Origin of the sequence: Microbacterium sp. CFBP9023, assembly GCF_034045055.1 — a bacterium.
Lineage (GTDB): Bacteria > Actinomycetota > Actinomycetes > Actinomycetales > Microbacteriaceae > Microbacterium.
In genome coordinates this window covers 472,842-499,570 of the sequence record NZ_JAXCWI010000003.1, presented here as the reverse complement: position 1 = coordinate 499,570, position 26,729 = coordinate 472,842, and the positions used below count along the sequence as shown (strand labels likewise).

At 68.7% G+C, this 26,729-nt stretch carries 23 protein-coding genes and 1 riboswitch; of the genes, 16 read left to right on the top strand and 7 right to left on the bottom strand.

Features of this window, described 5'->3' with window-relative positions; translation table 11 throughout:
• Nucleotides 1–3,579, bottom strand: coding sequence for a transcription-repair coupling factor (gene mfd, locus SOM10_RS17015; protein ID WP_056277900.1), 3,579 nt, complete (start codon nucleotides 3,577–3,579; stop codon nucleotides 1–3).
• 80 nt (nucleotides 3,580–3,659) lie between these two features.
• Here mfd and SOM10_RS17010 point away from each other — a divergent pair, with 80 nt between their 5' ends.
• From SOM10_RS17010 to SOM10_RS16980, 7 genes are all read left to right on the top strand, one after another.
• Nucleotides 3,660–4,223: a GNAT family protein gene (locus SOM10_RS17010; protein WP_320491264.1), complete on the top strand. Its 564-nt coding sequence runs from the start codon at nucleotides 3,660–3,662 to the stop codon at nucleotides 4,221–4,223.
• Between the two features lie 33 nt (nucleotides 4,224–4,256).
• Complete coding sequence (locus SOM10_RS17005) at nucleotides 4,257–5,120, top strand: Fpg/Nei family DNA glycosylase (protein WP_320491262.1); 864 nt, start codon at nucleotides 4,257–4,259, stop codon at nucleotides 5,118–5,120.
• Between the two features lie 54 nt (nucleotides 5,121–5,174).
• Nucleotides 5,175–5,320, top strand: a riboswitch (FMN riboswitch).
• A gap of 71 nt (nucleotides 5,321–5,391) precedes the next feature.
• Nucleotides 5,392–6,426: a bifunctional diaminohydroxyphosphoribosylaminopyrimidine deaminase/5-amino-6-(5-phosphoribosylamino)uracil reductase RibD gene (gene ribD, locus SOM10_RS17000; RefSeq protein WP_320491260.1), complete on the top strand. Its 1,035-nt coding sequence runs from the start codon at nucleotides 5,392–5,394 to the stop codon at nucleotides 6,424–6,426.
• The gene (locus SOM10_RS16995) at nucleotides 6,426–7,055 is read left to right on the top strand and encodes a riboflavin synthase (protein ID WP_072590953.1); all 630 of its coding nucleotides are present in this window, start codon (nucleotides 6,426–6,428) and stop codon (nucleotides 7,053–7,055) included. Before ribD ends, SOM10_RS16995 begins: the two co-directional genes overlap by 1 nt.
• The gene (locus SOM10_RS16990; protein ID WP_053095485.1) at nucleotides 7,052–8,320 is read left to right on the top strand and encodes a bifunctional 3,4-dihydroxy-2-butanone-4-phosphate synthase/GTP cyclohydrolase II; all 1,269 of its coding nucleotides are present in this window, start codon (nucleotides 7,052–7,054) and stop codon (nucleotides 8,318–8,320) included. Before SOM10_RS16995 ends, SOM10_RS16990 begins: the two co-directional genes overlap by 4 nt.
• Nucleotides 8,317–8,790 (top strand): 6,7-dimethyl-8-ribityllumazine synthase, encoded by a 474-nt coding sequence (gene ribH, locus SOM10_RS16985; RefSeq protein WP_053095484.1) that lies wholly within the window; start codon nucleotides 8,317–8,319, stop codon nucleotides 8,788–8,790. The genes SOM10_RS16990 and ribH overlap by 4 nt, the downstream gene beginning before the upstream one ends.
• A 93-nt stretch (nucleotides 8,791–8,883) precedes the next feature.
• Nucleotides 8,884–9,243 (top strand): Fe-S protein, encoded by a 360-nt coding sequence (locus SOM10_RS16980; protein WP_295101330.1) that lies wholly within the window; start codon nucleotides 8,884–8,886, stop codon nucleotides 9,241–9,243.
• A gap of 173 nt (nucleotides 9,244–9,416) precedes the next feature.
• Here SOM10_RS16980 and SOM10_RS16975 read toward each other — a convergent pair whose 3' ends face one another.
• Nucleotides 9,417–10,235, bottom strand: a complete 819-nt coding sequence (locus tag SOM10_RS16975; RefSeq protein ID WP_320491258.1) for an endonuclease domain-containing protein — start codon at nucleotides 10,233–10,235, stop codon at nucleotides 9,417–9,419.
• A gap of 311 nt (nucleotides 10,236–10,546) precedes the next feature.
• Nucleotides 10,547–11,536: a LacI family DNA-binding transcriptional regulator gene (locus SOM10_RS16970; RefSeq protein ID WP_400341251.1), complete on the bottom strand. Its 990-nt coding sequence runs from the start codon at nucleotides 11,534–11,536 to the stop codon at nucleotides 10,547–10,549.
• Nucleotides 11,537–11,696: 160 nt separating this feature from the next.
• On the opposite strand from SOM10_RS16970, the gene SOM10_RS16965 reads away from it, so the two are divergent.
• The 5 genes from SOM10_RS16965 (at nucleotide 11,697) to SOM10_RS16945 (ending at nucleotide 17,144) form a co-directional block, all read left to right on the top strand.
• The gene (locus SOM10_RS16965; RefSeq protein WP_056277859.1) at nucleotides 11,697–12,614 is read left to right on the top strand and encodes a carbohydrate ABC transporter permease; all 918 of its coding nucleotides are present in this window, start codon (nucleotides 11,697–11,699) and stop codon (nucleotides 12,612–12,614) included.
• A 46-nt stretch (nucleotides 12,615–12,660) separates the two neighbouring features.
• A complete protein-coding gene (locus SOM10_RS16960; protein ID WP_056277856.1) occupies nucleotides 12,661–13,506 on the top strand; it encodes a carbohydrate ABC transporter permease in 846 nt (281 codons plus the stop codon).
• 68 nt (nucleotides 13,507–13,574) lie between these two features.
• Complete coding sequence (locus tag SOM10_RS16955; protein ID WP_320491256.1) at nucleotides 13,575–14,933, top strand: ABC transporter substrate-binding protein; 1,359 nt, start codon at nucleotides 13,575–13,577, stop codon at nucleotides 14,931–14,933.
• Nucleotides 14,934–14,998: 65 nt separating this feature from the next.
• Complete coding sequence (locus SOM10_RS16950) at nucleotides 14,999–16,741, top strand: beta-galactosidase family protein (protein ID WP_320491254.1); 1,743 nt, start codon at nucleotides 14,999–15,001, stop codon at nucleotides 16,739–16,741.
• A gap of 37 nt (nucleotides 16,742–16,778) precedes the next feature.
• Entirely contained in the window at nucleotides 16,779–17,144 is a 366-nt protein-coding gene (locus tag SOM10_RS16945; protein ID WP_053099033.1) for an HNH endonuclease, read from the top strand.
• 9 nt (nucleotides 17,145–17,153) lie between these two features.
• On the opposite strand, the gene SOM10_RS16940 is transcribed toward SOM10_RS16945, so the two are convergent.
• Together SOM10_RS16940 and SOM10_RS16935 are read right to left on the bottom strand one after the other, a co-directional pair.
• Nucleotides 17,154–17,675: a GAF domain-containing protein gene (locus SOM10_RS16940; RefSeq protein ID WP_320491252.1), complete on the bottom strand. Its 522-nt coding sequence runs from the start codon at nucleotides 17,673–17,675 to the stop codon at nucleotides 17,154–17,156.
• Complete coding sequence (locus SOM10_RS16935) at nucleotides 17,672–18,169, bottom strand: YfcE family phosphodiesterase (RefSeq protein WP_320491250.1); 498 nt, start codon at nucleotides 18,167–18,169, stop codon at nucleotides 17,672–17,674. The genes SOM10_RS16940 and SOM10_RS16935 overlap by 4 nt, the downstream gene beginning before the upstream one ends.
• A gap of 147 nt (nucleotides 18,170–18,316) precedes the next feature.
• Between SOM10_RS16935 and SOM10_RS16930 the strand changes: the two genes are divergently transcribed.
• The gene (locus SOM10_RS16930; protein WP_053095475.1) at nucleotides 18,317–19,777 is read left to right on the top strand and encodes an MFS transporter; all 1,461 of its coding nucleotides are present in this window, start codon (nucleotides 18,317–18,319) and stop codon (nucleotides 19,775–19,777) included.
• Nucleotides 19,778–19,839: 62 nt separating this feature from the next.
• Here SOM10_RS16930 and SOM10_RS16925 read toward each other — a convergent pair whose 3' ends face one another.
• Nucleotides 19,840–20,871 (bottom strand): S66 family peptidase, encoded by a 1,032-nt coding sequence (locus tag SOM10_RS16925; RefSeq protein ID WP_320491249.1) that lies wholly within the window; start codon nucleotides 20,869–20,871, stop codon nucleotides 19,840–19,842.
• Nucleotides 20,872–20,964: 93 nt separating this feature from the next.
• Between SOM10_RS16925 and SOM10_RS16920 the strand changes: the two genes are divergently transcribed.
• Together SOM10_RS16920 and SOM10_RS16915 are read left to right on the top strand one after the other, a co-directional pair.
• Nucleotides 20,965–21,171, top strand: a complete 207-nt coding sequence (locus tag SOM10_RS16920; protein WP_053095473.1) for a hypothetical protein — start codon at nucleotides 20,965–20,967, stop codon at nucleotides 21,169–21,171.
• Nucleotides 21,172–21,250: 79 nt separating this feature from the next.
• Complete coding sequence (locus SOM10_RS16915) at nucleotides 21,251–23,134, top strand: ABC transporter ATP-binding protein (protein ID WP_056277840.1); 1,884 nt, start codon at nucleotides 21,251–21,253, stop codon at nucleotides 23,132–23,134.
• 161 nt (nucleotides 23,135–23,295) lie between these two features.
• Here SOM10_RS16915 and SOM10_RS16910 read toward each other — a convergent pair whose 3' ends face one another.
• The gene (locus tag SOM10_RS16910) at nucleotides 23,296–25,158 is read right to left on the bottom strand and encodes a phosphoenolpyruvate carboxykinase (GTP) (protein ID WP_053095471.1); all 1,863 of its coding nucleotides are present in this window, start codon (nucleotides 25,156–25,158) and stop codon (nucleotides 23,296–23,298) included.
• 109 nt (nucleotides 25,159–25,267) lie between these two features.
• On the opposite strand from SOM10_RS16910, the gene SOM10_RS16905 reads away from it, so the two are divergent.
• On the top strand, nucleotides 25,268–26,710 hold the full coding sequence (locus tag SOM10_RS16905) for an XRE family transcriptional regulator (protein WP_056277833.1): 1,443 nt from the start codon (nucleotides 25,268–25,270) through the stop codon (nucleotides 26,708–26,710).
• Nucleotides 26,711–26,729: the final 19 nt, after the last annotated feature.

The following is a 26,729-nucleotide window of genomic DNA, read 5'->3' as shown; positions in this document are numbered from 1 at the left end:
CTAGGCGTCGACGGTCTTCTCGGCCGAGACGGGCTCGGGGAAGATCGCGGTGAACAGCTGCCCGACCCACTCGAGCAGCTCGGCAGCCTGCAGCGGTTCGAGGCCGACTCCCACGGCGGCCGGCACGGTGGGCATGGGCACGACGAGGGCCTCACCCCCGGCGACCAGCTTCGCCTTGGGATACAGCCGCTGCAGACGCACCTTGATCGAGTCCTCGAGCCGCGCCGGCGCGATGCGCAGGTTCGATCCCATGACCACCACGTCGGAGAGTCCTGCTCTGGCCGCGCGCCGACGCAGACGTGCGACGGCGATCAGACCCTCGACCTCGTCGGGCGGGGTGCCGTAGCGGTCGGTGAGCTCGTCGATGACGAGGTCGATCGCGTCGTCCTTCGCCGTGGCCGCCGAGGCGGCGGAGAGCTTCTGGTAAGCCTCGAGACGGAGTCGCTCGCTGTCGATGTAGTGCTCGGGAATACGCGCGTCCAGAGGCAGCTCGAGTCGCAGCTCCTGTCCCGACTCGACATCCTCGCCCCGGAACGTCGCGACGGCCTCGCCGATCATCCGAAGATAGAGATCGAATCCGACGCCGGCGATATGCCCGGCCTGCTCGCCGCCGAGCAGGTTGCCCGCACCGCGCAGTTCGAGGTCCTTGAGCGCGACCTGCATGCCGGAGCCGAGGTCGTTGTTCACGGCGATCGTCTGGAGTCGGTCAGCCGCCGTCTCGCTCAGCGGCTTCATCTCGTCGTAGAGGAAGTAGGCGTACGCACGCTCGCGACCTCGCCCGACACGTCCGCGCAGCTGATGCAGCTGGCTGAGTCCGTACTTGTCGGCGCGGTCGATGATGATCGTGTTCGCGTTCGAGATGTCGAGGCCGGTCTCGATGATCGTCGTCGAGACGAGCACGTCGAACTTGCGCTCCCAGAAGTCGTCGACGACCTGCTCGAGCGCGTGCTCGCCCATCTGACCGTGTGCGACCGCGATGCGCGCCTCGGGCACGAGCTCGGCGAGCTGTGCCGCGACCCGCTGGATCGACTGCACACGGTTGTGCACGAAGAACACCTGTCCCTCGCGCAGGATCTCGCGCCGGATCGCCGCCGCGATCTGCTTGTCGCTGCGGGGGCCGACGAACGAGAGGATCGGATGCCGGTCCTCCGGCGGGGTGGCGAGCGTCGACATCTCGCGGATGCCGGTGACCGCCATCTCGAGCGTGCGCGGGATCGGCGTCGCACTCATCGCGAGGATGTCGACGTTGGTCTTCATCTTCTTGAGGGTGTCCTTGTGCTCGACGCCGAAGCGCTGCTCCTCGTCGATGATCATCAGACCGAGGTCCTTGAACATGACCTGGTCGGTGAGGATGCGATGCGTGCCGATCACCATGTCGACCGTGCCGTCGAGCAGGCCGTCGAGCGTGAGACGAGCCTCCTTGTCGGTCTGGAAGCGGGACAGCGGCCGCACCTTGACCGGGAATCCGGCGAAGCGCTCGGTGAAGGTCTCGAGATGCTGCTTCACGAGAAGCGTGGTCGGCACCAGCATCGCGACCTGTTTGCCGTCCTGGATCGCCTTGAACGCCGCACGCACGGCGACCTCGGTCTTGCCGAACCCGACATCGCCCGAGAGCAGGCGGTCCATCGGGATCGGCCGCTCCATGTCGGCCTTGATCTCGTCGATGGTCTGCAGCTGATCGAGGGTCTCCGCGAACGGGAACGCCTCTTCGAGCTCGCGCTGCCAGGGCGTGTCCGGACCGAAGGCATGCCCCTTGGCGCTCATCCGCGCCGAATACAGCTTGACGAGCTCGACGGCGATGTCGCGCACGGCCTTGCGCGCCTTGCCCTTCGCCTGCGACCAATCACTGCCGCCCATCTTCGAGAGCGTGGGGCCCTCGCCGCCGACGTACTTCGAGAGCAGGTCGAGCTGGTCGGTCGGCACGTAGAGCTTGTCGCCCGGGTAGCCGCGCTTCGACGGCGCGTACTCGAGCACGAGGTAGTCGCGCACCGACTTGGTCGCATTGCGGCCGCCCGTGGAGACCTCGCGCTGCGTCATCTCGACGAAGCGGCCGATGCCGTGGGTGTTGTGCACGACGAAGTCGCCCTGTTTGAGCTGCAACGGGTCGACGACGTTCTTGCGACGCGAGGCGAGCTTCTTGACGACCCGCTGGTCGCCGCCGATGGTGCGGCCGTAGAACTCGTTGTCGGTGAGGACGGCGAGCTTCGCCTCGCCGATCTGGAAGCCGGCCTCGACGGACCCTGTGACGAGCGTCGCGACGCCGGTGTCGGGCGCCTCGATGAGCTCGGAGACGATGCGCGCGGCGATGCCACGGTCGGAGAGCACGTCGCGGGCGCGGTCGACGAGTCCGGCACCGGCGGCGATGACCACCACGCGCCACCCCTCGGCCACCTTGGCGTCGACGAACGAGATCGCGCCGTCGACGTTGCCGTGGAACGACGGGATGACCTGGGCGTCGATGGTCTCGGCGTCCTCGCCGCCCATCGCGAACGGGCTCAGCCGCCACCACACGCCGCCACGGTCGCGGACGACCTCGCGCAGTCGGGCGATGGTGAGGAAGTCGCCGGCGCCGAGGTCGATGGGAGCCGATGCGCCGGACGTCGCCGCGCTCCAGGCCGCATCGAGGAACTCGCGGTTCGTCTCGCCCAGCGTGATGGCCCGCGCGCTGGAGCGCTCGGGATCGACGACCGCGGTCGCGCTGCCCTCGGGCAGATACTCGGCCAGGGACTTGAGCGGACCGGACACCGCCGGGAGCAGCGACTCCATTCCCTCGACCGGAATGCCCTCTGCCATCTTCTCGAGCATGCCGGCGATCGCCGGGAAGCCGCCGATCAGCGCCCGCGCACGATCGCGCACATCGGGGGTCAGCAGCAGCTCGCGGCTCGGAGGCAGATCGACGCCGTCGACGTCGCCCGGAAGCGAGCGCTGGTCGGCGACGGAGAAGGCGCGGATCTGGTCGACCTCGTCGCCGAAGAACTCGACGCGGAAGGGGTGTTCCGAGATCGCGGGGAAGACGTCGAGGATGCCGCCGCGCACGGCGAACTCGCCGCGACGCGACACCATGTCGACGCGCGAGTAGGCGCGCTCGACCAGCTGCTCGACGACGCGGTCGAGCTCATGACCGCGCGTGCCGGCTCGCAGCTCGAGCGGAGCGATCTCGCCGAGGTTGCCGGCGATGGGCTGGAGCGCTGCTCGTACCGAGGCGACGACGACGAGGGGGTGATCACCCGACCACTCGGCGACGCGACGGAGGGTCTGCAGTCGCTGACCGACGGTGTCGGGGCTGGGACTCAGTCGCTCATGCGGCAGTGTCTCCCACGCGGGGAAGGTCACGACCTCGGCGTCGGGGATGTAGGCGCCGAGCGCCGCGGCGAGGCTCTCGGCGCGCCGCCCCGTGGGGACGACGGTCAACAGCGCTGCGGGATGACCTGCGGCGCGGCGCTTCTCGAGCAGGCCGGCGAGCGCCGGCGCGTCGAGGCCGTCGACGAGGCCGAGATCGGCATCGGTCTGCGCCCAGCCGAGGGCGTCACGAAAAAGAGACGCCTCTTCCAAGGCGCGCAGAATCCCCGGAACAGTCACCGGACAAGCCTAGTCGCGGCCGCCGACACCGGGACCGGGAGCCGCCCGCACACGCGTTCTCCGACCCGTAGGATTCCGGAATGGAACCGGTCACCCTCACCACGGACCGCCTCACGCTGCATGTGCCGGACGAGTCGGACATCGACGCGATCGTCGCAGCATGCCAGGATCCGGAGATCCCGCGGTGGACGACCGTGCCGAGCCCCTACACGCGAGAGCACGCCGCGGACTATGTGCGCCTGATCGGCGAGTGGTGGGCCGACGGGAGCCAGACGATCTGGTGCGCGTATCGCGACGAGGAGCTCGTCGCCTCGATCGGGTTGCACCACATCACGCCGCACCACACCGGCGGGGACGCGGAGCTCGGATACTGGGTCACCGCTGCCGCGCGCGGCAACGGCTACCTCGTCGAGGCCGCGCGCGCCGTCGTCGACTGGGGCTTCGACGAGCTCGGTCTCGCACGGCTGGGCTGGCGGGCGGTCGCGGGCAACATCGCGTCGGCACGGTCGGCGAGGGCGCTCGGGTTCCGCTACGAGGGATTCGCACGCCAGGCGCTCACGAGCGAGCGCGGCCGCGACGACGGCTGGTTCGGCGGACTCCTCGCGTCCGACGACCGCACACCGGTCGACTGGCCGGTGCTCTAGTCGCGTGTCCGACCCCGATGGCAGGATGAACGCATGCCGGAGATGCCGGAAGTACAGGGCCTGACCACATTCCTCACCCAGCGCGCGGTGGGGCGGACGATCGTGCGAACCAGCGTGGGCGCGATCGCCGCGCTCAAGACATACGACCCGCCGAACTCCGCACTGCACGGTCAGCAGATCACTGCGGCCTCTCGACGGGGAAAGTTCGTCGTGCTCTCGTGCGGCGACGACCTGCATCTCGTCTTCCACCTGGCCAAGGCGGGCTGGCTGCGCTGGTACGAGACGCTGCCCACGACGCCGATCAAACCCGGCAAGTCACCCATCGCCGTCCGTGTCGGCCTCGACGACGAGAGCGGATTCGACCTCACCGAGGCCGGCACCAAGAAGTCGCTCGCCGTGTATGTCGTGCGCGACCCGCAGGACGTCCCGGGGATCGCCCGGCTCGGGCCCGACCCTCTCGACGAGTCGTTCACCCGGGAGGTCTTCCGCGGTCTGCTCCAGGGTCGGCGCACGCAGATCAAGGGCTTGCTCCGCGATCAGGGCGTGATCGCCGGAATCGGGAATGCCTACTCCGACGAGATCCTGCACGCCGCGCGGATGTCGCCGTACGCGATCGCCGACAAGCTCGACGACGACGAGGTCGATCGCCTGTATGCCGCCATGCAGACGACTCTCGCGGATGCGGTCGCCGAGGCCTCGGGCAAGCCGCCGGCCGACCTCAAAGACGCCAAGCGCCGTGGGATGCAGGTGCATGCCCGTCGTGGCGAGGCCTGCCCCGTGTGCGGCGACACGGTGCGCAGCGTCTTCTTCGCAGATCGCTCGATGGAGTACTGCCCGACGTGCCAGACCGGTGGCAAACCGCTCGCCGATCGCCGGTTGTCACGGCTGCTCAAGTAGCACTTCGACGCGGAATGAAATGCATCCGGATGTGTTGAGTACACTCAGAGCATCAACGTGCTCCGGGGTCGGTGAGAATCCGAACCGGCGGTGACAGTCCGCGAGCGTCTCGGTTCTCCGAGATGCCGATCCGGTGGAATTCCGGGACCGACGGTGGTGCGAGGCCCAGCCTCGCTAGTCCGGAAGGGAGGCAGCACGGTGCGCCGCCGCGCGCGCGTTCTGCCGACGTCTCCCTCGAGGAGATCCCCCGGAGCCTCAGAGAGGACCACGGATGGCAGTGAACGAGGCGGAACGCCGGGCGATGACCCGTGCGCTCGAGCTCGCGACGCTCGGCCCTCGCGGAGTGAACCCGCAGGTCGGCGCCGTCATCCTCTCCCCCGACGGCGAGATCATCGCCGAAGGCTGGCACCACGGCGCCGGAACGCCCCACGCCGAGGTCGATGCCCTCTCGCGACTCTCCGCCGGCGCCGCCGAGGGGGCGACCGCTGTCGTCACCCTCGAACCGTGCAACCACACCGGTCGCACCGGCCCCTGCGCCGTCGCGCTGATCGAGGCCGGCGTCTCGCGTGTCGTCTATGCCCTCGATGATCCGGGAGCCGTCTCGGGCGGCGGTGCCGACCGCCTCCGCTCGGCGGGCGTCAGCGTCGATGCGGGCGAACAGAGCGATGTCGCACACCGCATCATCGACGGCTGGCTCACCGCTCAGCGCCTGGGCCGCCCCCACGTCACCGTGAAGTGGGCGCAGTCCCTCGACGGCCGCGCGGCGGCATCCGACGGCAGCAGCCAGTGGATCACCGGACCTGAAGCCCGCGCAGACGTCCATCGACGTCGCGCTGCGGCCGATGCGATCGTCGTCGGCACAGGAACTCTGCTCTCCGACGATCCCTCGCTGACGGCTCGCGACGGCGAGGCGCTCCATGAACACCAGCCCGTCCCGGTCGTGATCGGCTCGCGCATCACCCCCGACGATGCGGCGATCCGCCGGCATCCGCAGACTCCGCTCTTCTACGACACCCATGATCTGCATGCCGTGCTCGCCGACCTGCACGCTCGCGGCATCCAGAGCGTGTTCATCGAGGGGGGCCCGACGCTCGCGAGCGCCTTCGTCGCCGCGGGGCTCGCCGATCGCGTGCTCGTCTACATCGCGCCGGTGCTGCTCGGCGGCGACCGGCTGGCGCTGACCGACATCGGCGTCGGATCCATCGACGCCGCCCGACGACTGACGATCGACCAGTGGCAGCCCCTCGGGTCCGACCTGCTCGCGATCGCTCATCCCGCGCTCACCACCGAAGAAGGAGCCGCCTGATGTTCACCGGAATCATCGAGGAGATCGGCGAGATCACCGCGATCGCGCCCGCCGGAGACGGCTGGCGGCTGACGGTTCGCGCCCCCAAGGCGGTCTCCGACGCCGTGCACGGCGAGTCCATCGCGGTCTCGGGAGTCTGCCTCACCGTCGTCGACTCGACCGGCGACACCTTCGACGCCGACGTCATGAGGCAGACCCTCGACGTGGCCGCTCTGGGCGGCGCATCCGTCGGCACCCGCGTGAACATCGAGAAGGCGATGCCGGTCGGCGCGCGGCTCGGCGGTCACATCGTGCAGGGACATGTCGACGGTGTCGGCGATGTCCTCGAGGTGCGACCCGGCGAGCAGTGGAGCGTGCTGCGCATCTCGCTGCCCGACGACCTCGCGCCGCTCGTGGTCGACAAGGGCTCCATCTCGGTCGACGGCACCTCCCTCACCGTGAGCGCGGTCAGCGCTGTCGACGCGGACGCTCACTGGTTCGAGATCTCGCTCATCCCCGAGACTCTCGCCGCCACCACCCTCGGCTCCCGCGCGGTCGGCGACCGCGTCAACCTCGAGACCGACATCCTCGCCCGTCACGTCGAGCGCCTGCTGGCGTTCCGGGCAGCACCGGAAGGAGGCTCGCGATGAGCCTTTCCACCATCACCGAAGCCCTCGAGGCCCTTCGCGCGGGGCGCCCCGTGCTCGTCGCAGACGACGAGAACCGCGAGAACGAGGGCGACGTCATCATGTCGGCCGAGCTCGCCACGCCCGAATGGGTCGCATGGACGGTCCGCTGGTCGTCCGGGTTCATCTGCGCGCCGATGCCCGCCGATCTCGCCGACAACCTCAACCTGCAGCCCATGGTGGCCGCCTCCGAGGACGCCCGTTCGACCGCCTACACCGTGAGTGTCGACGCCGCCGAAGGCGTGACCACCGGAATCAGCGCGCACGACCGCGCGCACACGCTGAACGTCCTGGCGAATCCCGATTCGACCGCGACGAGCATCATCCGCCCCGGTCACGTCCTGCCGCTGCGCGCCGTCGACGGCGGAGTGCGCGAGCGCAGCGGCCACACCGAGGCCGCGGTCGATCTGATGAAGCTCGCGGGTCTGCGGCCCGTGGGCGCGATCGCCGAGGTCGTGGCAGAGGACGGCAGCATGATGCGACTGCCCGGACTCATCGAGCTGGGTGCACGCGACGGAGTGCCGGTCATCACGATCGAGCAGCTCATCGCCCACCTCAACGAGGTCGACCCCACCGGCTGGTCGCCCGAACGCGCCAGTCGCCGTGTCAGCCTGCGGGCCGACGCGACCGTGCCGACCACGCACGGGACCTTCCGGTTCCTCGCCTACAAGGACCGGGTGACCGGCACCGATCACATCGCCGTCGTGTCCGGCGAGCCCGGCGAGACCGCCCTCGTGCGCGTGCACTCCGAGTGCCTGACCGGAGAGGCCTTCGGGTCGCTCAAATGCGAATGCGGCCCGCAGCTCGACGCCGCCCTCGACGCGATCGAGCAGGACGGCGGCATCGTCATCTACATGCGCGGCCATGAAGGTCGCGGAATCGGCCTGATCAACAAGCTCCGTGCCTACAGCCTGCAGGAGGAGGGGCTCGACACGGTCGATGCGAATCTCGCACTCGGGCTTCCCGCGGATGCACGGGACTACGCGGCTGCGGCCGGCATCCTCGCCGATCTCGGCGTCTCGAAGGTTCGCCTGTTGACCAACAACACGGACAAGGTGAATCAGCTGCGCACCCTCGGACTCGATGTCGTCGAGCAGGTGCCGCTGATCGTCGGCGTCGGACCGAACAACCATCAATACCTCGAGACCAAGCGTGACCGCATGGGTCACATCATCGGTGAGGCGGAGCTCGCAGAAGCTCTCGCCGACGGACGGAAGGACGACGCATGAGCGGCGCAGGAGCACCCAAGACCGAGAAGATCGACGGACGAGGCCTGAAGGTCGTCATCGTCGCCGGCACCTGGCACGACGTCATCACGAACGGCCTCATCGCCGGCGCCCAGCGTGTGCTCGATGACGCGGACGCCGACTACCGCCTCGTCCGCGTGCCGGGGTCGTTCGAACTCGCCCTCGCCGCCCAAGCCGCCTTCGCAGGTGGAGCGGATGCCGTCGTCGCACTCGGCGTGATCATCCGCGGAGGCACCCCGCACTTCGAATACGTCTCGGCAGCCACGACCGACGGACTGACGCGGGTCTCGCTCGACGCGGGCAAGCCCGTCGGATTCGGCGTGCTGACGCTCGACGACGAGAAGCAGGGTCTCGACCGCGCCGGACTCGAGGGCTCGAAGGAGGACAAGGGCGCGGAGGCTGCGGATGCCGCGCTGCGCACGGCGCTCCTGGTGCGCTCGCTGCGCGGCTGAGGCCGGCCCTCGCGTGGGCTGAGGTCAGCCTGGCCCGGTAGGTCAGCCTCCCCTTGGTGGCGCGCACGTCCCGCGTGCTCGTACCGTGAGGGCATGGAGACTCTGCGCCACGTCGTTCTGTTCGTCCATCTCATCGGCTTCGCCGTGCTGTTCGGCGCCTGGGCGGTGCAGGCGTTCGGCGGCAAGCGCGAGTTCACGCGCCTGATGAGCATCGGCATGACCATCGCAGCGATCGCGGGTCTCGCCCTCGCCGCTCCGTGGGGTCTGCCGGAGGGCGTCGAGATGAACTACGCCAAGATCGGCACGAAGCTCGTGGTGCTGCTCGCGATCGGTGCGCTCCTCGGCATCGGCACGTCGAAGCAGCGCAAGTCCGGCAGCGTGCCGCCCGCGATGTTCTGGCTCGTCGGCATCCTGACCGCCCTCAACGCGGGCATCGCCGCCATCTGGCGCTGACTCTCCTTCCCTTCCGCCGGATCAGCGGATCCTGACCTCGGACGCATCGATCTCGCGCCGGCGCCCTCGATCGGGAGGGGATCTGCGCACGGGAGGGCGGTGCGAATCCTGCGAACCTCCGAATCGACGATCTCCTCCGTATCGCCGCCACACCGGCGACCGAGAGAGCCGGCTCACCCACGACGGTGGAGGCCCTGAGCGACGGCCCGAAGGATCACGTCCTGCACTTCGGCCCACCGGTTCATGACCTGGTCGTACCCCACCCGGATGACGTGGTACCCCAGGAGCATCACCCGCGCGTCGTGCTCGATGTCGCGAGTTCGCTGCATCCCGACGTGGTGGCCGCCATCGATCTGCAGCACCAGGCACTCCCCGATGAGGAGATCGACGCGATGCCCGGCGATCCAGGTCTGGCGCCGCAGGGGCAGGTCGAGCCACCGGAGCCGCGGCACGACGACCGATTCGAGGCCGGAATCCGAGAACGGCGTCGCCTCGTCGATCAGAGCGCGACCGGATTCCGTCAGCGGGAGACGTCGAAGCATGTCGAGATCGACGAGTCCACGATGCAACGCGGAATTCCAGATCGACAGAGCGGTGTCCCGTGACTGACACCGCGCCACGATGGCGAGGACGTTCTCGATCGGATCCTCGAGGGTTCCAGGGACTCGTGGCACTGCCGGCTTCTCCCAGTGCACATGTCCTGAAGCGGCGATGTGTCCGGCGTGCGGTGGTGCCGCGACGTGGGGATCGGCGAGGCCGACATCCCACAGCCCCCTTCTCGTCGCCTGAGTGACGCAGGTGAGCATGACGCCGTCCCGCGCGGCCGCGATGAGCAGCGGGTCGGCACCGCGCGCCGCGACCCAGCCCTTGCGAACTCGGATCAGCTCGCCACGGTCGACGGCGACGCCGATCGCATGCCGTGAGACGCCGGTGACGAGCAGATCGCGCACCCGCGCGGCGCCCCGCGCGGCATCCACCATCGGTTTCTTCATCCTCTCCAGAGTGGATGAAAGGCGCACTCTCACCTCGAGAATGACGGCCCTGAGCCGCGATTCGGGGAAAGACTCGCGCGTCCGCCAACGGTGCAGAAGCGTCCTCGTGGCGTGCGTCGATTCGGAGGAGATCTGCACAGGGGAGGTCGATGTGCGTCGTGTCACCCTCCGAATCGAGGATCCCCTCCCCATCGTCGGGGAGCTGGGCCGAGGTGGGAAGCTGGGCCGAGGTGGGAAGCTGGGCCGAGCGGGGCGAGCTGGGCCGAGGAGGCGCGCCGAAGTGAGGGGGCGCGCGCGAGAGGATGCCGGAGTCAGCGCGCGGCGCGCGGCGGGGCCGAGCTCTCGCGCACGATGAGCTCGGTGCCGACGAGCGGCGTCTGACTGCGCTCTCCCCCATCGAGCTCGGCGAGGAGGGCGTCGACCGCGAGAGCGCCGACCTTCTCGGGATGCTGCTGCACCGTGGTCAGCGGCGGCCACAGTTGGGCGGCATCCGGCAGGCCGTCGAACCCGACCACGCTGACGTCGCCGGGAATGTCTCGACCGGCCTCGCGGAATGCCCGCACGACGCCGATCGCCATCTGGTCGTTCGCCGCGAACACGGCGGTGACACCGTCGTCGTCACGCAGGCGGAGCCCGGCGCGATAGCCGGATTCGGCTGACCAGTCGCCCTGCAGCGGATCGGGTGCCTCGATGCCGCGCTCCACGAGAGTCGAGCGCCAGGACTCGCGTCGACGCTCTGCGGAGTAGGACTTCGCCGGTCCTGCGACGTGCCAGACGGTCTCATGGCCGAGGTCGAGCAGGTGCTCGGTCGCGAGGCGCGCCCCCTGAGCCTGATCCGTGTCGACGAACGGGTGAGTCGTGCCGCGGTTCGAGTCGACGAGCACGACGGGCAGACCGTCGGGGATCTCGACCTCGGCCTCGTCGAGCTGATGCGCCTCGATCACGATGATGATCCCGTCGACGGCGTGCTCCTCCAGGCGGCGGAAGGCTCCCGCGACGGTGTCGCGGGCACTCGACTCGACGGGGATGAGGGTGAGGGCGTATCCCATCTGCGAGGCGCGCACCGCGATCGCATCGAGTGTGCGCTGGTTGCCGTACGAGCTGAAGGAGAACATGATGACGCCGATCGCCCGGAATCGGCCGGATCGCAGCGCACGAGCCGCGCTGTTGGGCCGGTAGCCGAGCCGCTGCATGGCGTCTTCGACGCGCTCCCTGGTGGCGGCGCCGACGTAGCCGCGCGCGTTCACGACGCGCGACACGGTCTGTCCGGAGACGCCGGCCTCGCGGGCCACGTCCTCCATGGAGGGGTCTCGCCGCCGCTGCGGCGGCTCTGCCGACTGTACCGAGGTCACGAGCACTCATCCATTCATGTGTTGACGTTGACACACTAGCAGTGCATCGAATATGTTGACGTTGACACACGGCGCCGTGAGCGCCCGATCTCTAAGAAGGTTCTCGTCAATGACGACTCAAGATTCCGCAGCCCTGGCGGACCACGGCATCCGCCGGCGCGAGAAGCGCGACTGGAAGGGATGGGCCTTCGTCGGCCCGTTCATGGTCGTCTTCGCCCTGGTCTTCCTGACCCCGCTCGCCTACGCGCTCTACCTCAGCTTCTTCCAGGAGAAGCTGATCGGCGGCACGGCGTTCGTCGGGTTCGACAACTACGTCCGCGCGCTCACCGACCCGCAGTTCTGGGAGGCGTTCGGCCGCGTGGTGCTGTTCCTCGTGGTGCAGGTGCCGATCATGCTCGTCCTGGCGCTGGCCGCGGCGCTCGCCCTCGACAGCGCACGTCTGCGCGGCGCATCGTTCTTCCGCATCCTGATCTTCCTGCCGTACGCGGTGCCCGCGGTCGTCGCGGTGCTCATGTGGGGGTACATCTACGGCGACCAGTTCGGTCTGACGTCGAACTTCAACGACTTCCTCGGCAGCGACCTCATCACGCCCTTCGCCCGGGAGTGGATCCTGGTCTCGATCGGCAACATCGTGACCTGGCAGTTCGTCGGCTACAACATGCTGATCTTCTACTCGTCGCTGAAGACCATCCCCACCGACATGTACGAGGCGGCGTCGCTCGACGGCGCGGGTGCCTGGCGCACGATCTTCTCGATCAAGATCCCCTCGGTGCGCGGTGCTCTCGTGATCGCCACGATCTTCTCGATCATCGGCAGCTTCCAGCTCTTCAACGAACCCAACATCCTGCGGCCCCTGGCTCCGAACGTGATCACGACGTACTTCACCCCCAACATGTACGCGTACAACCTCTCGTTCGCCGGACAGCAGTTCAACTACGCCGCGACGATCGCCATCATCATGGGCGTCATCACCGCAGTGATCGCCTACGTCGTGCAGCTGCGCGGCTCGAAGTCGGAGGTGCGCTGACATGGCACTCCCCCTCGCCCGTCCCTCGCAGAAGCGCCACGATCTGATGAATCCGCGCAAGTCGAAGATCCTGCTGATCGTCATGGTGATGTACGCCCTGTACACACTGGTGCCGCTCGTCTGGCTGCTGTTCAGCTCGACCAAGACGCAGTCCGGGCTGTTCAGCTCGTTCGGGCTCTGGTTCTCCGACGACTTCGCATTCGTCGACAATCTGGTGGCGACCTTCTCGTATCAGGACGGCATCTTCCTGCGCTGGCTCGGCAACACGCTGCTCTACGTCGTGGTCGGCGCCGGAGGCGCGACGCTGCTCGCCACCATGGCCGGCTACGGCCTGGCGAAGTACCGCTTCCCCGGCCGCCGCGCGGTGTTCGCCGTCGTGCTCGGCGCGGTCGCCGTGCCGGGCACCGCCCTCGCCGTGCCGACCTTCCTGCTCTTCAGCGAGCTCGGGCTCACGAACACCCCGTGGGCGGTGATCATCCCCTCGCTGATCAGCCCGTTCGGTCTGTACCTGATCTGGGTGTTCGCGTCGGAGTCCGTGCCGACCGAGCTGCTGGAAGCGGCCCGCATCGACGGCGCCGGAGAGTTCCGCACCTTCTTCACGATCTCGATGCGACTGCTCGCACCGGGCATCGTGACGGTGACCCTGTTCACCGTGGTCGCGACGTGGAACAACTACTTCCTGCCGCTGATCATGCTCTCCGACCCGGCCTGGTACCCGCTCACCGTCGGCCTGAACCAGTGGAGCGCTCAGGCGATCGGCGCCGGATCTCAGCCGATCTACAACCTGGTGATCATGGGCTCCCTCCTCACCATCATCCCGATCGTCATCGCCTTCCTGCTGCTGCAGAGGTTCTGGCAGTCAGGTCTCACCGCCGGAAGCGTCAAGCAGTAGCCTCCGGCACCCTCCGCACCGCCCCCTGTCGGTCCGACGCTGGACCGCACCCCCGAAAGGACACAGCAATGAAGCACCTTCCCTCACCCGCCGCACGGCGCACCCTCACGGTGCTCGCGGCCGGAACCGTGGCAGCGCTGGCGCTGGCCGGCTGCAGCACCGGCGACTCCGGCTCCGGCGGCAGCGCTGCCGGCGACGGCTCGTTCGACTCCGTCGAGGCCGCTCTCGAGAAGGGCGGCGAGATCACGTACTGGTCGTGGACCCCCTCCGCCGAGGCTCAGGTCGAGGCGTTCGAGAAGGAGTACCCGAACGTCAAGGTGAACGTGGTCAACGCGGGCACCAACAACGAGGAGTACACCAAGCTGCAGAACGCCATCAAGGCGGGCTCCGGCGCCCCCGACGTCGTGCAGATGGAGTACTACGCCTTCCCGCAGTTCGCGCTGACGGATGCCTTCGTCGACCTCTCGCAGTACGGCTTCGCCGACTTCGAGGACGACTACACCGCCTCGACCTGGAACTCCGTCACCGACGGCGACGCGATCTACGGCCTCCCGCAGGACTCCGGCCCCATGGCGCTCTTCTACAACAAGGCCGTGTTCGACGCCGCCGGCGTCACCGTACCCACCACGTGGGACGAGTACTACGAGGCGGCGAAGGCGATCCACGCCGCGAACCCCGACGCCTACATCACGAACGACACCGGCGACGCCGGCTTCGCGACCTCGATGATCTGGCAGGCCGGCGGCAAGCCGTTCGAGACGTCGGGCACCGACGTCACGATCGACCTGCAGGACGACGGATCGAAGAAGTGGACCGAGAACTGGAACCGCCTCGTCGAGGAGGACCTGCTCGCGCCCTACGGCAGCTGGAGCGACGAGTGGTTCCGCGCTCTCGGCGACGGCAGCCTCGCGACCCTCGTGATCGGCGCCTGGATGCCGGGCAACCTGATCACGGGCGCCCCCGACGGTGCCGGTGACTGGCGCGTCGCTCCGATGCCGACCTACGACGGCACCCCGGCGACCGCGGAGAACGGCGGCGGCGGCCAGGCCGTGACCACGCAGAGCAAGAACCCGGCACTCGCCGCCGGATTCCTGTGGTGGCTGAACAACTCGGAGGAGAGCATCTCGACGTTCCTCGAGTCCGGCGGATTCCCGTCGACGACCGCCGAGCTGTCGAGCGAGGAGTTCCTCGCCGACGCGCCCGAGTACTTCGGCGGCCAGAAGATCAACGAGGTCCTCGCCGCAGCGGCCGACGACGTGGTCGAGGGCTGGAGCTACCTGCCCTACCAGGTCTACGGCAACAGCATCTTCGGAGACACCGTGGGCCAGTCGTACCAGAACGGCACCGACCTGAACGAGGGCCTCATGACCTGGCAGGACGCGCTGGTCGAGTACGGCAACTCGCAGGGCTTCGCCGTCAACAAGTAATCGCACGTCCGGGCCGGACGGGGACTCGCTCTCCGTCCGGCCCTCCCCATCGAAAGCACCTCATCGTGACCTCCTTCTCCATCGGCGAGACAGACTTCCTCCGCGCCGGGCTCCCCCACCAGGTGATCTCCGGTGCCATCCACTACTTCCGGGTGCACCCCGACCAGTGGCAGGACCGCATCCGCAAGGCCCGCCTGATGGGACTCAACACGATCGAGACCTACGTCGCATGGAACGCTCACGAGCCTCGGCGCGGCGAGTGGGATGCCACGGGTTGGAACGACCTGGGCCGGTTCCTCGACCTGATCCAGGCGGAGGGCATGGATGCGATCGTGCGGCCCGGCCCCTACATCTGCGCCGAGTGGCACAACGGCGGGCTGCCGAACTGGCTCACCGCGGGCGAGCGCGAGCTGCGCTCCTCCGAGCCGACGTTCCTCGCCGATGTCAGCGACTACCTCCGCCGGGTCTACGACATCGTCGCGCCCCGGCAGATCGACCGTGGCGGCTCGGTCGTGCTCGTGCAGATCGAGAACGAGTACGGCGCGTACGGCTCGGACAAGGACTACCTCGAGGCGCTCGTCGCCCTCACCCGAGAAGCCGGTATCACCGTGCCCCTCACCACGGTCGACCAGCCGACCGATCGGATGCTGGCAGACGGCAGCCTCCCCGAGCTGCACAAGACCGGATCCTTCGGATCGCGCAGCGCCGAGCGCCTCGCCACCCTGCGCGCCCACCAGCCCACCGGCCCCCTGATGTGCTCCGAGTTCTGGGACGGCTGGTTCGACTGGTGGGGCGGCGTGCATCACACGACCGACGTGGACACCGCCGCCGCCGATCTCGACGAACTGCTGGCCGCGGGGGCCTCGGTGAACATCTACATGTTCCACGGCGGCACGAACTTCGGTCTCACGAACGGTGCCAACCACAAGGGCCGTTACCTGCCGATCGTCACGTCATATGACTACGACGCGCCTCTCGACGAGGCCGGCAACCCGACCGCGAAGTTCTTCGCCTTCCGCGACGTCATCGCGAAGTACGCGCCCGTCCCCGACGAGCTGCCCGCCGCGGCCACCGCGGCACCGGTCTTCTCCGTGCCGCTGAAGCCGGCGGGATCATGGACGGATGCCGCGGCATCGACGCCCGCATCCGCAGTTCCGCGGACATTCGACGAGCTGGAGCACCTGAGCGCTCTGATCCGGTACGACGTCGAGCTTCCCGAAGGTCGCGGCGGTCAGCTCGTGCTCGACGAGGTGCGCGACCTCGCCTGGGTGAGCGTCGACGGCCAGCCCGTCGGCACGCTCTCCCGCACGCGTCACGACCGTTCCCTGCGGATTCCCGCGGGACGGACGCTCAGCATCCTCGTCGAGGAGGGGGGCCGCGTGAACTACGACCACCGACTCGGCGAGCAGAAGGGTCTGATCGGCGCTCCTGCCCTCGACGGCACGCCGCTGACCGGCTGGCACTCGACCGCGCTGGACGTCGCAGGGATCGCGGCGGAGATCGGCTCCAGCGGCGGGAACACGTCGAGCGGCCCGGGAAGCGCACCCTCTGCGTGGGTCGCAGACTTCGCGCTCGACTCCGCCGCCGACCTGTTCCTCGACACCGTTGCCTGGAGCAAGGGCTATGCGTTCGTCAACGGGTTCTTCCTCGGACGGTACTGGCGCAACGGGCCGCAGCGCACCCTCTTCGTGCCGGCCCCGGCGACGCGAGCGGGAGACAACCGGCTCATCGTGCTCGAGTTGGAGCAGCTGCTCGCGCCCACGGCCGACTTCGTGCCGGCGCTCGCTCTCGGCGACACCGAGGAATAGATCACAGGCACGGGCATCCGCCCAGTACCGTGTGTCTGTGCCGCGCCGAAGATTCTCCACCCCCACGCCCGCTGCGCGCGCCCGTCATGCGAAGCGGCGCCGGGGCCGGGTGGCCAGAGCGGACAACGACCTCACCGCCGAGCAGTGGGCCTCACTGCAGGAGGCCTGGGGCGGATGCGCGTACTGCGGAGCGGGCGACATCGCGCTCCAACGCGACTGCGTGATGCCGATCTCCCGCGGCGGTCGCTACACCGTCGAGAACGTGGTGCCCGCGTGCGGGTCCTGCAACGCGAGCAAGCGCAACGACGAGGTCACGTCGTGGCTCCGACGCAAGCGACTCGACGAGCGCGCTTTCCTCAGCCGGTATGACGCCATTCTCCGCGACCTGCGCCCGACCGACTGATCGGGCCCGTCACCCGCTGCGGCGGGACTTCCAGACGGCCGCGGTGAGGTGCGCGGCGTCGGCCCGGGTGATGCTCTGCCAGTTGCGACCGCCCCGCGCGAACGACTCGTGCACGCCGGACGGCACCGCGGCCGGCTCCACCGGACGATCGAGCCAGTCGCACGCGCGCACGTGCACGAGGTCAACTGCACGGGCTTCGCCCGACGCGTCGTAGCGCCAGGGCCCGGCGATCCGGCCGAGCCACAGCAGTCCGTCGACGTCGCGCGTCCAGACGAACGACCCCTCGGCGACCGAGGAGAACCTCTCGAGCCTGCGCGCCGCCCGCTCACCGAAGGCGGCATCGACTGCGGCGAGCGCCTCGGCCGGCGACTCCGGGATGCGGTCGAGGCGACCTCCCACTCCGCAGACCCCGATCCGCAGCGCTCGCTCGACCGCGAGCCCCTCGCGCACCCCGTCGTCGCGCGACCTCATCGGGGCGCGGTACGCCGCGGGAACCTCGATGTCGTCGCCCGCGCGAGGTGCGGTGGTCATGCGAGCGGCATCAGCGTGGCGTCGAACCGTGCGCCGTCGATCGCGACCGACATCATCGTGCAGACGGGCTGCCTGCGGCGGTCGGTCGGCGACCCTGGGTTCAGCAGGCGCATCCCGGATGGGGCGACGGTGTCCCACGGGATGTGGGAGTGACCGAACACGAGCAGGTCGACGCCCGGGAACGCCGCATCCATCCGCTCCCCGCGCCGCTGCTTCGGCCCGGTCTCGTGCACCACGGCGACCTCGACGTCCTCGACCGTCAGTCGTGCGATCTCGGGCAGTCGCTCTCGCAGCGCGGGGCCGTCGTTGTTCCCGTGGACGCCGACGAGCAGCCGCGACCGGGACTCGATCAGATCCAACGTCGCGAGGTCGATCCAGTCCCCCGCGTGCACGACGATGTCGGCGTCGTCGACCGCTCGCAGCACCGCGTCGGGCAGTCGCTTCGCACGGGCGGGCACATGCGTATCGGCGATCAGCAGCAGTCTCGTCGTCACGGTTCTCCGCCTCGGGTGGGCACGGGCATCCGCCTCCGACTCTACGCACGCGGTCCAGCGGGATGTCACACGCACCCAGCAAACGTTCAGGAAGGCGTAGGATCTCTCGGTGCCTTGGTATACCGGGCCATGGATCTAAGGAGCTGTATGAGTACGTCCACCGCCCCCGCGAACCCGCGTTCGCGTGTCATCACGGCGAGCCTGGTCGGCACCACGATCGAGTTCTACGACTTCTACGCCTATGCGACAGCGGCCGTGCTCGTGTTCCCCGTGCTGTTCTTCCCCACCGGCAACGACACCACGTCGCTGCTGTCATCGTTCGCCGTGTTCGGCGCCGCCATGGTCGCCCGGCCCATCGGCGCGGTCGTCTTCGGCCACTTCGGCGACAAGTTCGGACGCAAGGCGACGCTCGTCGCCTCGCTGCTCACGATGGGCATCGCGACCTTCATCATCGGCCTCCTTCCCACGTTCCAGCAGATCGGCTGGTGGGCGGCACTGCTGCTGCTGATCCTGCGCCTCGCTCAGGGCTTCGCCCTCGGCGGCGAGTGGTCGGGTGCCGCGCTGGTCGCCACCGAGAATGCTCCGGCCGGCAAGCGCGCCTGGTACGGCACGTTCCCGCAGCTGGGCGCGCCGCTCGGCTTCATCATCGCCAACTTCCTCTTCCTCGGCATCAACTGGCTGCTTCCCCACGCCGACAACCCCGCGCTGAAGTCCGAGGCCTTCCTGTCGTGGGGCTGGCGCATCCCGTTCCTGTTCTCGGCCGTCATGGTCATCATCGGCCTGTGGGTGCGTCTGAAGCTCGTCGAGTCCGACACCTTCAAGAAGGCCGAGAAGAAGGGCGCGATCCGCAAGCTGCCCCTCGCGACGGTGTTCCGCCACCACTGGAAGCAGCTGATCCTCGGCACATTCATCATGCTGGCGACCTACGTGCTGTTCTACCTGATGACCAACTTCACCCTGGCGTACGGCACCAAGCCGGCCACGCTCGAGACGGCGTCCGCCGCCGCTCAGGCCGCTGCCGAGGCGACGGGCAAGGACTTCGACGCCTCGGCCTTCGCCGCGCAGTTCTATCCGGGACTCGGGTTCGCCTACACGGACTTCGTGCTCATGCAGATCGTCGGCGTCGTGTTCTTCGGCATCTTCACCCTGCTCTCCGGTCCCATCGCCGACACGATCGGGCGTCGCAAGCTGCTGCTGTGGGTCACCGGGCTCATCATCGTGTTCGGCTTCACGTTCAATGCGTTCCTGCTCCCCGCGATGGACCCGAAGTTCACGGGCGCCCTCGCGCAGGCGTTCCTCGTGTTCGGGTTCATGCTCATGGGCGCGACGTTCGGTCCGATGGGAGCGCTGCTGCCCGAGCTCTTCCCGACGAACGTCCGCTACACGGGATCCGCGATCTCCTACAACGTCTCGTCGATCCTCGGCGCAGCCGTCGCTCCGCTCATCGCGCTCTGGCTCTGGGAGCTCGGCGACGGCGCTCCGTGGCTGGTGGGACTGTACCTGTCGGCGATGGGCGTGCTGACCTTCATCGCGCTCCTGCTGTCGAAGGAGACCAAGGACAACGACTACGAATCGGATCTCGGAGTCGCGGCCGCCGTCGAACTCTGACGCGCTCGTCCACGCGAAGGGCGGCATCTCCTCGGGAGGTGCCGCCCTTCGTCGTCCGGCGGTCAGTAGGCGGCGTGGATGGTGCGCGTCGAGCCGTCGAGCACCATCGTCCCGCCGAACGGCACGATCCACTGCGGCCGCGTGTGGCCGAAAGGCACCCCGACGCAGACCACCGCGTCGGGGTTGTACCGCGAGACCGTCTCGATCACCGCATCCCGTTGCGCGGCGCGCAGCGCGTCTGCCTCGGTCGACGAGGGGAGGAACTCGAAATCGCTCACGGGCGGACGCGCGACGACCACTCCCGCGACCACATCGAGGATGCCGCGCTCACCCAGCCCGCGCAGCCATCGCGCCACCCAGCTCGCCGGCGGACGCTCCTCGCTGGTCTCGAGCAGCAGGATCCCGCCGCGCAGGTCGTACGCCGAGGGCAGCCTGTCGGCCAGCGCGAGCTGATCGACGACCTCGAGGCAGCCGCCCCAGGTGCGACCTTCGACGCGGACAGCCGGACCCGACCAGGTCCAGTCCTCGGTCGCGACCCGATCGCCGTATTCGCTGAGAGCGCGCGGGTCCGTCCAGCGCCTCCCCACATCTTCCGACTCTCCGGGCTCCGTGATCTCGACCGTGCCGCCGTCGAGCAGCGCCGCGCGCAGCGACCGCAGATGCACGTCGTCGACCGCGGGCCCCGGACCGAGATGCACGGCCGTGGATCCGCCGTAGTAGCCGCGGATCCCGAGGCTCCACAGCCAGTTGAGGATGTTGGTGTTGTCGCTGTAGCCGAGGAACGGCTTCGGGTCGGCCTGGGCGAGCGCGGCGTCGAGGTGCGGCACCACCAGGATCTGGTCGTCACCGCCGATCGTCGCCAGGATCGCCCGGATGCTCGGGTCGGCGAAGGCCGCGTTCACGTCGGCGGCCCGGGCTTCAGGACTCGCATCGAGCTGCCGCGTGGTCGGATACTCGACAGGGATCAGTCCGGTCAGCTGCTCGAGTCGGCTGAGCGCCTGCTCGTGGAGCTCGGGCGCGACCGCGGGCGCGGCGAAGGCGGGCGACAGGACGGCGACTCGGTCGCCGGGCACGGGTTTCGATGCGGACAGCATCGGCCCAGTCTCGCATCCTGAGCACGGAGATGAACGTCAATGCATGTTGACAAGGGGTCGATCGTCAACAAGTATTGACGCAGGAGGTTCCCCATGACCATGAAGACCGCCATCGCACAGGATGACGCCGGCGAGCCGCTCTCGGAGCTCCACCGCCTCGCCGCTCTGCGCAGCGAGCTGGCCAGGGCCGAGGAGACACAGGTGCGACGGGCGCGCAATCTCGGCTATTCCTGGCAGGCGATCGCGAGCTCCCTCGGCGTCTCGAAGCAGGCGGCGCACCGCCGTTTCGGCAGGCACTGACACTCATACAGCCCATCCACAGGATCCGCCCGCACACGAAGTACGGTCGAACTACCCCCCTTTCAGAACGAGGTCCCGCATGTCCAGCACGGCGACATCACGCCGACGCGGACGCGGCGCGCACTACGACGGCCCGCGCGCCACTTTCCGCCAGCTCCTCCCCTTCCTCTTCGAGCACAGGCGCACGCTCATCGTCGTCGCTGTGCTCAGCGTCTTCGGGGCGGCCACCTCGCTCGCGCAACCGCTGCTGGTCGGGCAGCTCATCGAAGCCGTGCAGTCCGATCAGGGCCTCGGAATCCTGGTGTGGGTCCTCGTCGGTCTCGTGATCGTGTCATCGATCATCTCCGGCTACCAGCACTATCTGCTGCAGCGCACCGGCACCGCGGTCGTGTACTCGAGCCGTCGCAAGCTGATCTCGCGCATCCTTCACCTGCCCATCAGCGAGTTCGACGCCCGCCGGACCGGAGACCTCGTCTCGCGCGTGGGCACCGACACGACACTGCTCTACGCCGTGCTCACCCAGGGACTGGCGGATGCCGTCGGCAGCGCGATCCTCTTCCTCGGCGCGCTGATCGCCATGCTCGTGATCGACCCGGTCCTGCTGCTGCTCATCGTCGTCGTGATCGGAGCCTCGGTCGTCGTCGTCACCGCGCTCAGCGGCCGCATCCGCACCGCGTCCACCGCTCAGCAGGAGAAGGTCGGCGAACTCGCCTCCGGGGTCGAGCGCGCCGTCGGCTCGATCCGCACCGTGCGCGCCTCGGGAGCCACCGAGCGCGAGACCGAGACCGTGTCGGCGCTCGCCTCGGAGGCCTACGGCATCGGGGTGCGGATCGCCAAGATCTCGTCGCTCGTGGTCCCCATCGCCGGAGTCGCACTGCAGGTGTCGCTCCTGGTGGTGCTGGGCGTCGGCGGCTTCCGGGTCGCGGCCGGCACGATCACGATCGCCTCGCTGATCACGTTCATCCTGTTCCTGTTCATGCTCGTGATGCCGCTCGCCACCACCTTCGGGGCGATCACCTCGGTGAACCAGGCACTCGGCGCCCTCGGCCGCATCCAGGAGGTGCTGAACCTGCCGACGGAGACCCAGCACGACGCCGAGATCGCCGCGTCCGTCCCCCGTGATGCGGCAGACCCCCTCGCTCCGGCGATCGAGTTCCGTGACGTGCGCTTCCGCTATCCCGAGAACGTGGTCGCCGCTCGCCTCGCCGCCGCGAAGGAGGCGCAGACGCTTCTGGCCGACGCGCACCTCGAACCGACCGACGACTCGGCCGCCGTGGCGGAGCGCGAGGTGCTGCGCGGCGTCTCGTTCGCGGTGCCCCGAGGTGCGCGCGTCGCGCTCGTCGGGCCCAGCGGTGCCGGCAAGAGCACGATCCTCTCGCTCGTGGAGCGCTTCTACGACCCGACGGGCGGTTCGATCCGCCTCTACGGCCACGACTCGCGCACCTACCCGCGCGACGAGCTGCGCGCGCAGTTCGGCTACGTCGAGCAGGACGCCCCCACCCTCGCCGGCACGCTCGGCGACAACCTGCGTCTCGCCTCGCCGGATGCCTCGGATGCGGCCTGCGAACAGGTGCTGCGCGCGGTGAACCTGGGCGACGTGCTCGATCGCGATCCGCTGCGTCTCGATGCCCCCGTCGGCGAAGACGGCGTGATGCTCTCGGGAGGAGAACGCCAGCGTCTCGCGATCGCCCGCGCGCTGCTCACCGACGCACCGATCCTGCTGCTCGACGAGTCGACCTCGTCGCTCGACGGCGTGAACGAGCAGCGCATGCGCGAGGCCATCGACGCGGTCTCGACCGATCGCACGCTCATCGTGATCGCTCATCGACTGTCGACCGTCGTCGACAGCGATCTCATCGTCGTGCTGCAGGACGGCGCAGTGGTCGGTCAGGGCACTCACGCCGAGCTGATCGAGTCGACGCCGCTCTATCGCGACCTGGCTCGGCACCAGCTGCTCGCCTGAGCGTCGCGGCAGGGGCACACGGGGGCAGCGCGGGAGAAGTACGCGAAGGCGGGATGCCGGAGACCACTCAGCCATGGGTTCGTCTCTGACGTCCCGCCTTCGCGGGTCTGGGGCCACGGGGGCCGTCGAGCGCCGGCTCCCCCGAACCGGCGCCCGGTCTGTCACGCCTTGTCGAGGCGGTAGCGCAGCGAGGCGAGCTCGGCCCGGAGGGCGGCGGGGACCTTGTCGCCGAAGGTGTCGTAGAACTCCTCGGTGAGGTCGGCCTCGGTCTTCCAGGCGTCGGTGTCGATCGAGAAGAGCTCCTCGAGGTCGGCCTCGGGCACGTCGATGCCGTCGAGATTGAGGTCCTCGATCAGCGGCAGGCGACCGATCGGGCTGTCGACCGTCGAGACCTCGCCGGAGACGCGACGGATGATCCAGTCGACGACTCGCGAGTTGTCGCCGAATCCGGGCCACAGGAAGCGGCCGTCCGCGCCACGACGGAACCAGTTCACCTGGAAGATGCGCGGTGCGCGGTCGAACCGGAGACCACGGCCGACCTTCAGCCAGTGACCGAAGTAGTCGGCCATGTTGTAGCCGCAGAACGGGAGCATGGCGAACGGATCGCGACGCAGCTCGCCGACCTTGCCCTCCGCAGCCGCGGTGCGCTCGGACGAGATGTTGGAGCCGAGGAACACGCCGTGGGTCCAGTCGGTGGCCTCGACGACGAGCGGCACATTGGTCGCCCGACGTCCGCCGAAGAGGATCACGTCGAGCGGCACCGCCTCCTCCCAGTCCTCCGAGATCTGCGGGCACTGCGCGGCCGAGACCGTGAAGCGCGAGTTCGGATGCGCGGCGGGGCGGCCGGAGTCCGGCGTCCAGTCGTTGCCCTCCCAGTCCGTGAGGTGGGCGGGCGCCTGATCGGTCAGCCCCTCCCACCAGACGTCTCCGTCGGGGCGGAGTGCGACGTTCGTGAAGATCGTGTTGCCCCAGAGGGTCTCGACCGCCGTGACGTTCGTCGACTCGCCCGTGCCCGGCGCGACGCCGAAGAACCCGGCTTCCGGGTTGATCGCCCAGAGGCGGCCGTCTTCACCGGGGCGGATCCACGCGATGTCGTCGCCGAGCGTCTCGACGCGCCATCCCGGGATGGTCGGGCGCAGCATCGCGAGGTTCGTCTTGCCGCACGCGGAGGGGAACGCCGCAGCCACGTGGTACGCCTTGCCCGTGGGATCGATCACCCGGATGAGCAGCATGTGCTCGGCGAGCCAGCCCTCGTCGCGGGCGATGACCGAGGCGATGCGCAGGGCGAAGCACTTCTTCGCGAGGATCGCGTTGCCGCCGTAGCCCGAGCCGAAGGAGTAGACCTCGAGCGTCTCGGGGAAGTGCACGATGTACTTGTCGTCGTTGCAGGGCCACTCGACGTCGGGCTCTCCCGCAGCGAGCGGCGCGCCGACGGAGTGCACGGTCTTGACCCACGGAGCGCCGTCGGCGATCTGGCGGGTGACCGCATCGCCGACGCGCGTCATGATGCCGATCGACGCGACAGCGTAGGCGCTGTCGGTGACCTGGACGCCGATGTGCGAGAGCGGTCCCCCGACGGGCCCCATCGAGAAGGGCACGACGAACATCGTGCGGCCTCGCATGGATCCCTCGAAGATCTCGGTCATCTTCTCGCGCATCTGCGCAGGAGGAGCCCAGTTGTTGGTCGGGCCGGCATCCTCTTCACTCTCGGACGAGATGTAGGTGCGGCCCTCTGTGCGTGCGACGTCGCTGGGGTGCGAGCGGGCGAGGTACGAGCCGGGACGCCACTCGGGGTTCAGCTTGATCAGCTTGCCCTCGTCGACGAGCCCGCGCAGCAGCCAGTCGTTCTCGGCACGCGAGCCGTCGACCCAGTGGATCGAGGCCGGCTGCGTGAGCGCCGCGATCTCATCGACCCAGGCGGCGAGCTCTGCCATCGCAGGGGTGTCATACGTCGGAGCCGTCCCGAAGGTGCGCACAGGTGCGACAGATGATGCTCGGGGGGTGAAGACTTCGGCGATCGCCATGACTACTCCTTTGAAGTGAGGGGCGTTTGTTCCATCTTCTTCCGGTTCGTGCACGACTTTCTGCCATTCCGGGCGATAAGAATCGCGCTTCTTTCGCTAGTATCAAGGAATGGCTCCTTCCGGCATCCACCTCGCGACCCTCGGCCACCGCATCAGACACCACCGCCTCGAGAAGGGCTTCACGCTCGATGAGCTGGGCGCACTCGTCGGCGTCGCCGGTTCGCAGCTGAGCCTGATCGAGAACGGCAAGCGCGAACCGAAGCTCTCGCTGCTGCAGGCCATCGCGCTGGCGACGGGCACCGAGGTCACCGACCTCATCTCTGGCGAGCCGCCGAACCGTCGCGCCGCTCTCGAGATCGAACTCGAACGCGCCCAGGAGAGCCCGGTGTTCCGGCAGCTCGGCATCGCCCCCGTGCGCGTCACGAAGGGGATGAGCGACGAGACGATCGAGTCGCTTCTGGGCCTTCATCGCGAACTCCAGCGACGCGAACGAGAGGCGATCGCCACGCCCGAAGAAGCCAGACGAGCGAACACCGAGCTGCGTCTGCGGATGCGCGAGCAGAACAACTACCTCGCGGACATCGAGAGACTCGCTGAGAAGCAGCTGCGGTCCGCCGGGCACGTGCAGGGCGCGCTGACGCACCGCACCGTGAGCATCATGGCCGACAAGCTCGGCTTCGAACTGATCTACGTCAACGATCTGCCGCACTCGACCCGCTCGGTCACCGACCTCGAGAACGGGCGCATCTACCTGCCGCCCGCATCGATCCCCGGGGGTCACGGCCTGCGGTCCATGGCACTGCAGGCGATGGCGCACCGACTGCTCGGCCACACCCCGCCCACCGACTACGCCGACTTCCTGCAGCAGCGGCTCGAGATCAACTACTTCGCCGCCGCGTGCCTGATGCCCGAGACGGCGTCCGTCGCCTTCCTGCAGCAGGCGAAGAAGGATCGCAACCTCGCGGTCGAAGACTTCCGCGACGCATTCGGCGTGACCCACGAAGCGGCCGGGATGCGCATGACGAACCTCCTCACCCAGCACCTGGGCATGTCACTGCACTTCCTCCGTGTCGACGCCACCGGTGCGATCACGAGGGTCTACGAGAACGACGACCTCCCCCTGCCGATGGACGTCACGGGCGCTGTCGAGGGCCAGCGGGTGTGCCGGAAGTTCCAGGCGCGCGCGGCGTTCACGCAGCAGAACCGCACGAACGAACACCACCAGTACACCGACACACCCTCCGGCACCTTCTGGTGCTCGACGCAGACGGGCGCCTCGACCGACGGCGAGTTCTCGATCACGGTGGGCGTTCCCTTCGACGACGCGCGCTGGTGGCGTGGACGCGAGACCGCCGACCGCGCGGTCTCGACCTGCCCGGATGAGGCGTGCTGCCGCCGCCCCTCGGCCGACCTCACCGAACGGTGGAACGGGAAGGCCTGGCCGAGCGCCCGCGTGCACACCCACATGTTCTCGCCGCTCCCCCGTGGCGCGTTCCCCGGCGTCGACGACAACGAGGTCTACAACTTCCTCGGGCGTCACGCGAGCGAGTGATCCGCGCCGACTCGGCGAC

Excerpts from the sequence above, each read along its gene's own strand:
- SOM10_RS16970 (WP_400341251.1), bottom strand. The coding sequence starts at position 11,536 with ATGGAGGACGTGGCCCGCGAGGCCGGCGTCTCCGGACAGACCGTGTCG.
- SOM10_RS16995 (WP_072590953.1), top strand. The coding sequence starts at position 6,426 with ATGTTCACCGGAATCATCGAGGAGATCGGCGAGATCACCGCGATCGCG.
- SOM10_RS16925 (WP_320491249.1), bottom strand. The coding sequence starts at position 20,871 with ATGCTGTCCGCATCGAAACCCGTGCCCGGCGACCGAGTCGCCGTCCTG.
- SOM10_RS16905 (WP_056277833.1), top strand. The coding sequence starts at position 25,268 with ATGGCTCCTTCCGGCATCCACCTCGCGACCCTCGGCCACCGCATCAGA.
- SOM10_RS16980 (WP_295101330.1), top strand. The coding sequence starts at position 8,884 with ATGGAGACTCTGCGCCACGTCGTTCTGTTCGTCCATCTCATCGGCTTC.
- ribH (WP_053095484.1), top strand. The coding sequence starts at position 8,317 with ATGAGCGGCGCAGGAGCACCCAAGACCGAGAAGATCGACGGACGAGGC.
- SOM10_RS16965 (WP_056277859.1), top strand. The coding sequence starts at position 11,697 with ATGACGACTCAAGATTCCGCAGCCCTGGCGGACCACGGCATCCGCCGG.
- ribD (WP_320491260.1), top strand. The coding sequence starts at position 5,392 with ATGGCAGTGAACGAGGCGGAACGCCGGGCGATGACCCGTGCGCTCGAG.
- SOM10_RS16930 (WP_053095475.1), top strand. The coding sequence starts at position 18,317 with ATGAGTACGTCCACCGCCCCCGCGAACCCGCGTTCGCGTGTCATCACG.
- SOM10_RS16955 (WP_320491256.1), top strand. The coding sequence starts at position 13,575 with ATGAAGCACCTTCCCTCACCCGCCGCACGGCGCACCCTCACGGTGCTC.
- SOM10_RS17005 (WP_320491262.1), top strand. The coding sequence starts at position 4,257 with ATGCCGGAGATGCCGGAAGTACAGGGCCTGACCACATTCCTCACCCAG.
- SOM10_RS16910 (WP_053095471.1), bottom strand. The coding sequence starts at position 25,158 with ATGGCGATCGCCGAAGTCTTCACCCCCCGAGCATCATCTGTCGCACCT.
- SOM10_RS16990 (WP_053095485.1), top strand. The coding sequence starts at position 7,052 with ATGAGCCTTTCCACCATCACCGAAGCCCTCGAGGCCCTTCGCGCGGGG.
- SOM10_RS16960 (WP_056277856.1), top strand. The coding sequence starts at position 12,661 with ATGAATCCGCGCAAGTCGAAGATCCTGCTGATCGTCATGGTGATGTAC.
- SOM10_RS16915 (WP_056277840.1), top strand. The coding sequence starts at position 21,251 with ATGTCCAGCACGGCGACATCACGCCGACGCGGACGCGGCGCGCACTAC.
- SOM10_RS16975 (WP_320491258.1), bottom strand. The coding sequence starts at position 10,235 with ATGAAGAAACCGATGGTGGATGCCGCGCGGGGCGCCGCGCGGGTGCGC.
- SOM10_RS16920 (WP_053095473.1), top strand. The coding sequence starts at position 20,965 with ATGACCATGAAGACCGCCATCGCACAGGATGACGCCGGCGAGCCGCTC.
- SOM10_RS16940 (WP_320491252.1), bottom strand. The coding sequence starts at position 17,675 with ATGACCACCGCACCTCGCGCGGGCGACGACATCGAGGTTCCCGCGGCG.
- SOM10_RS17010 (WP_320491264.1), top strand. The coding sequence starts at position 3,660 with ATGGAACCGGTCACCCTCACCACGGACCGCCTCACGCTGCATGTGCCG.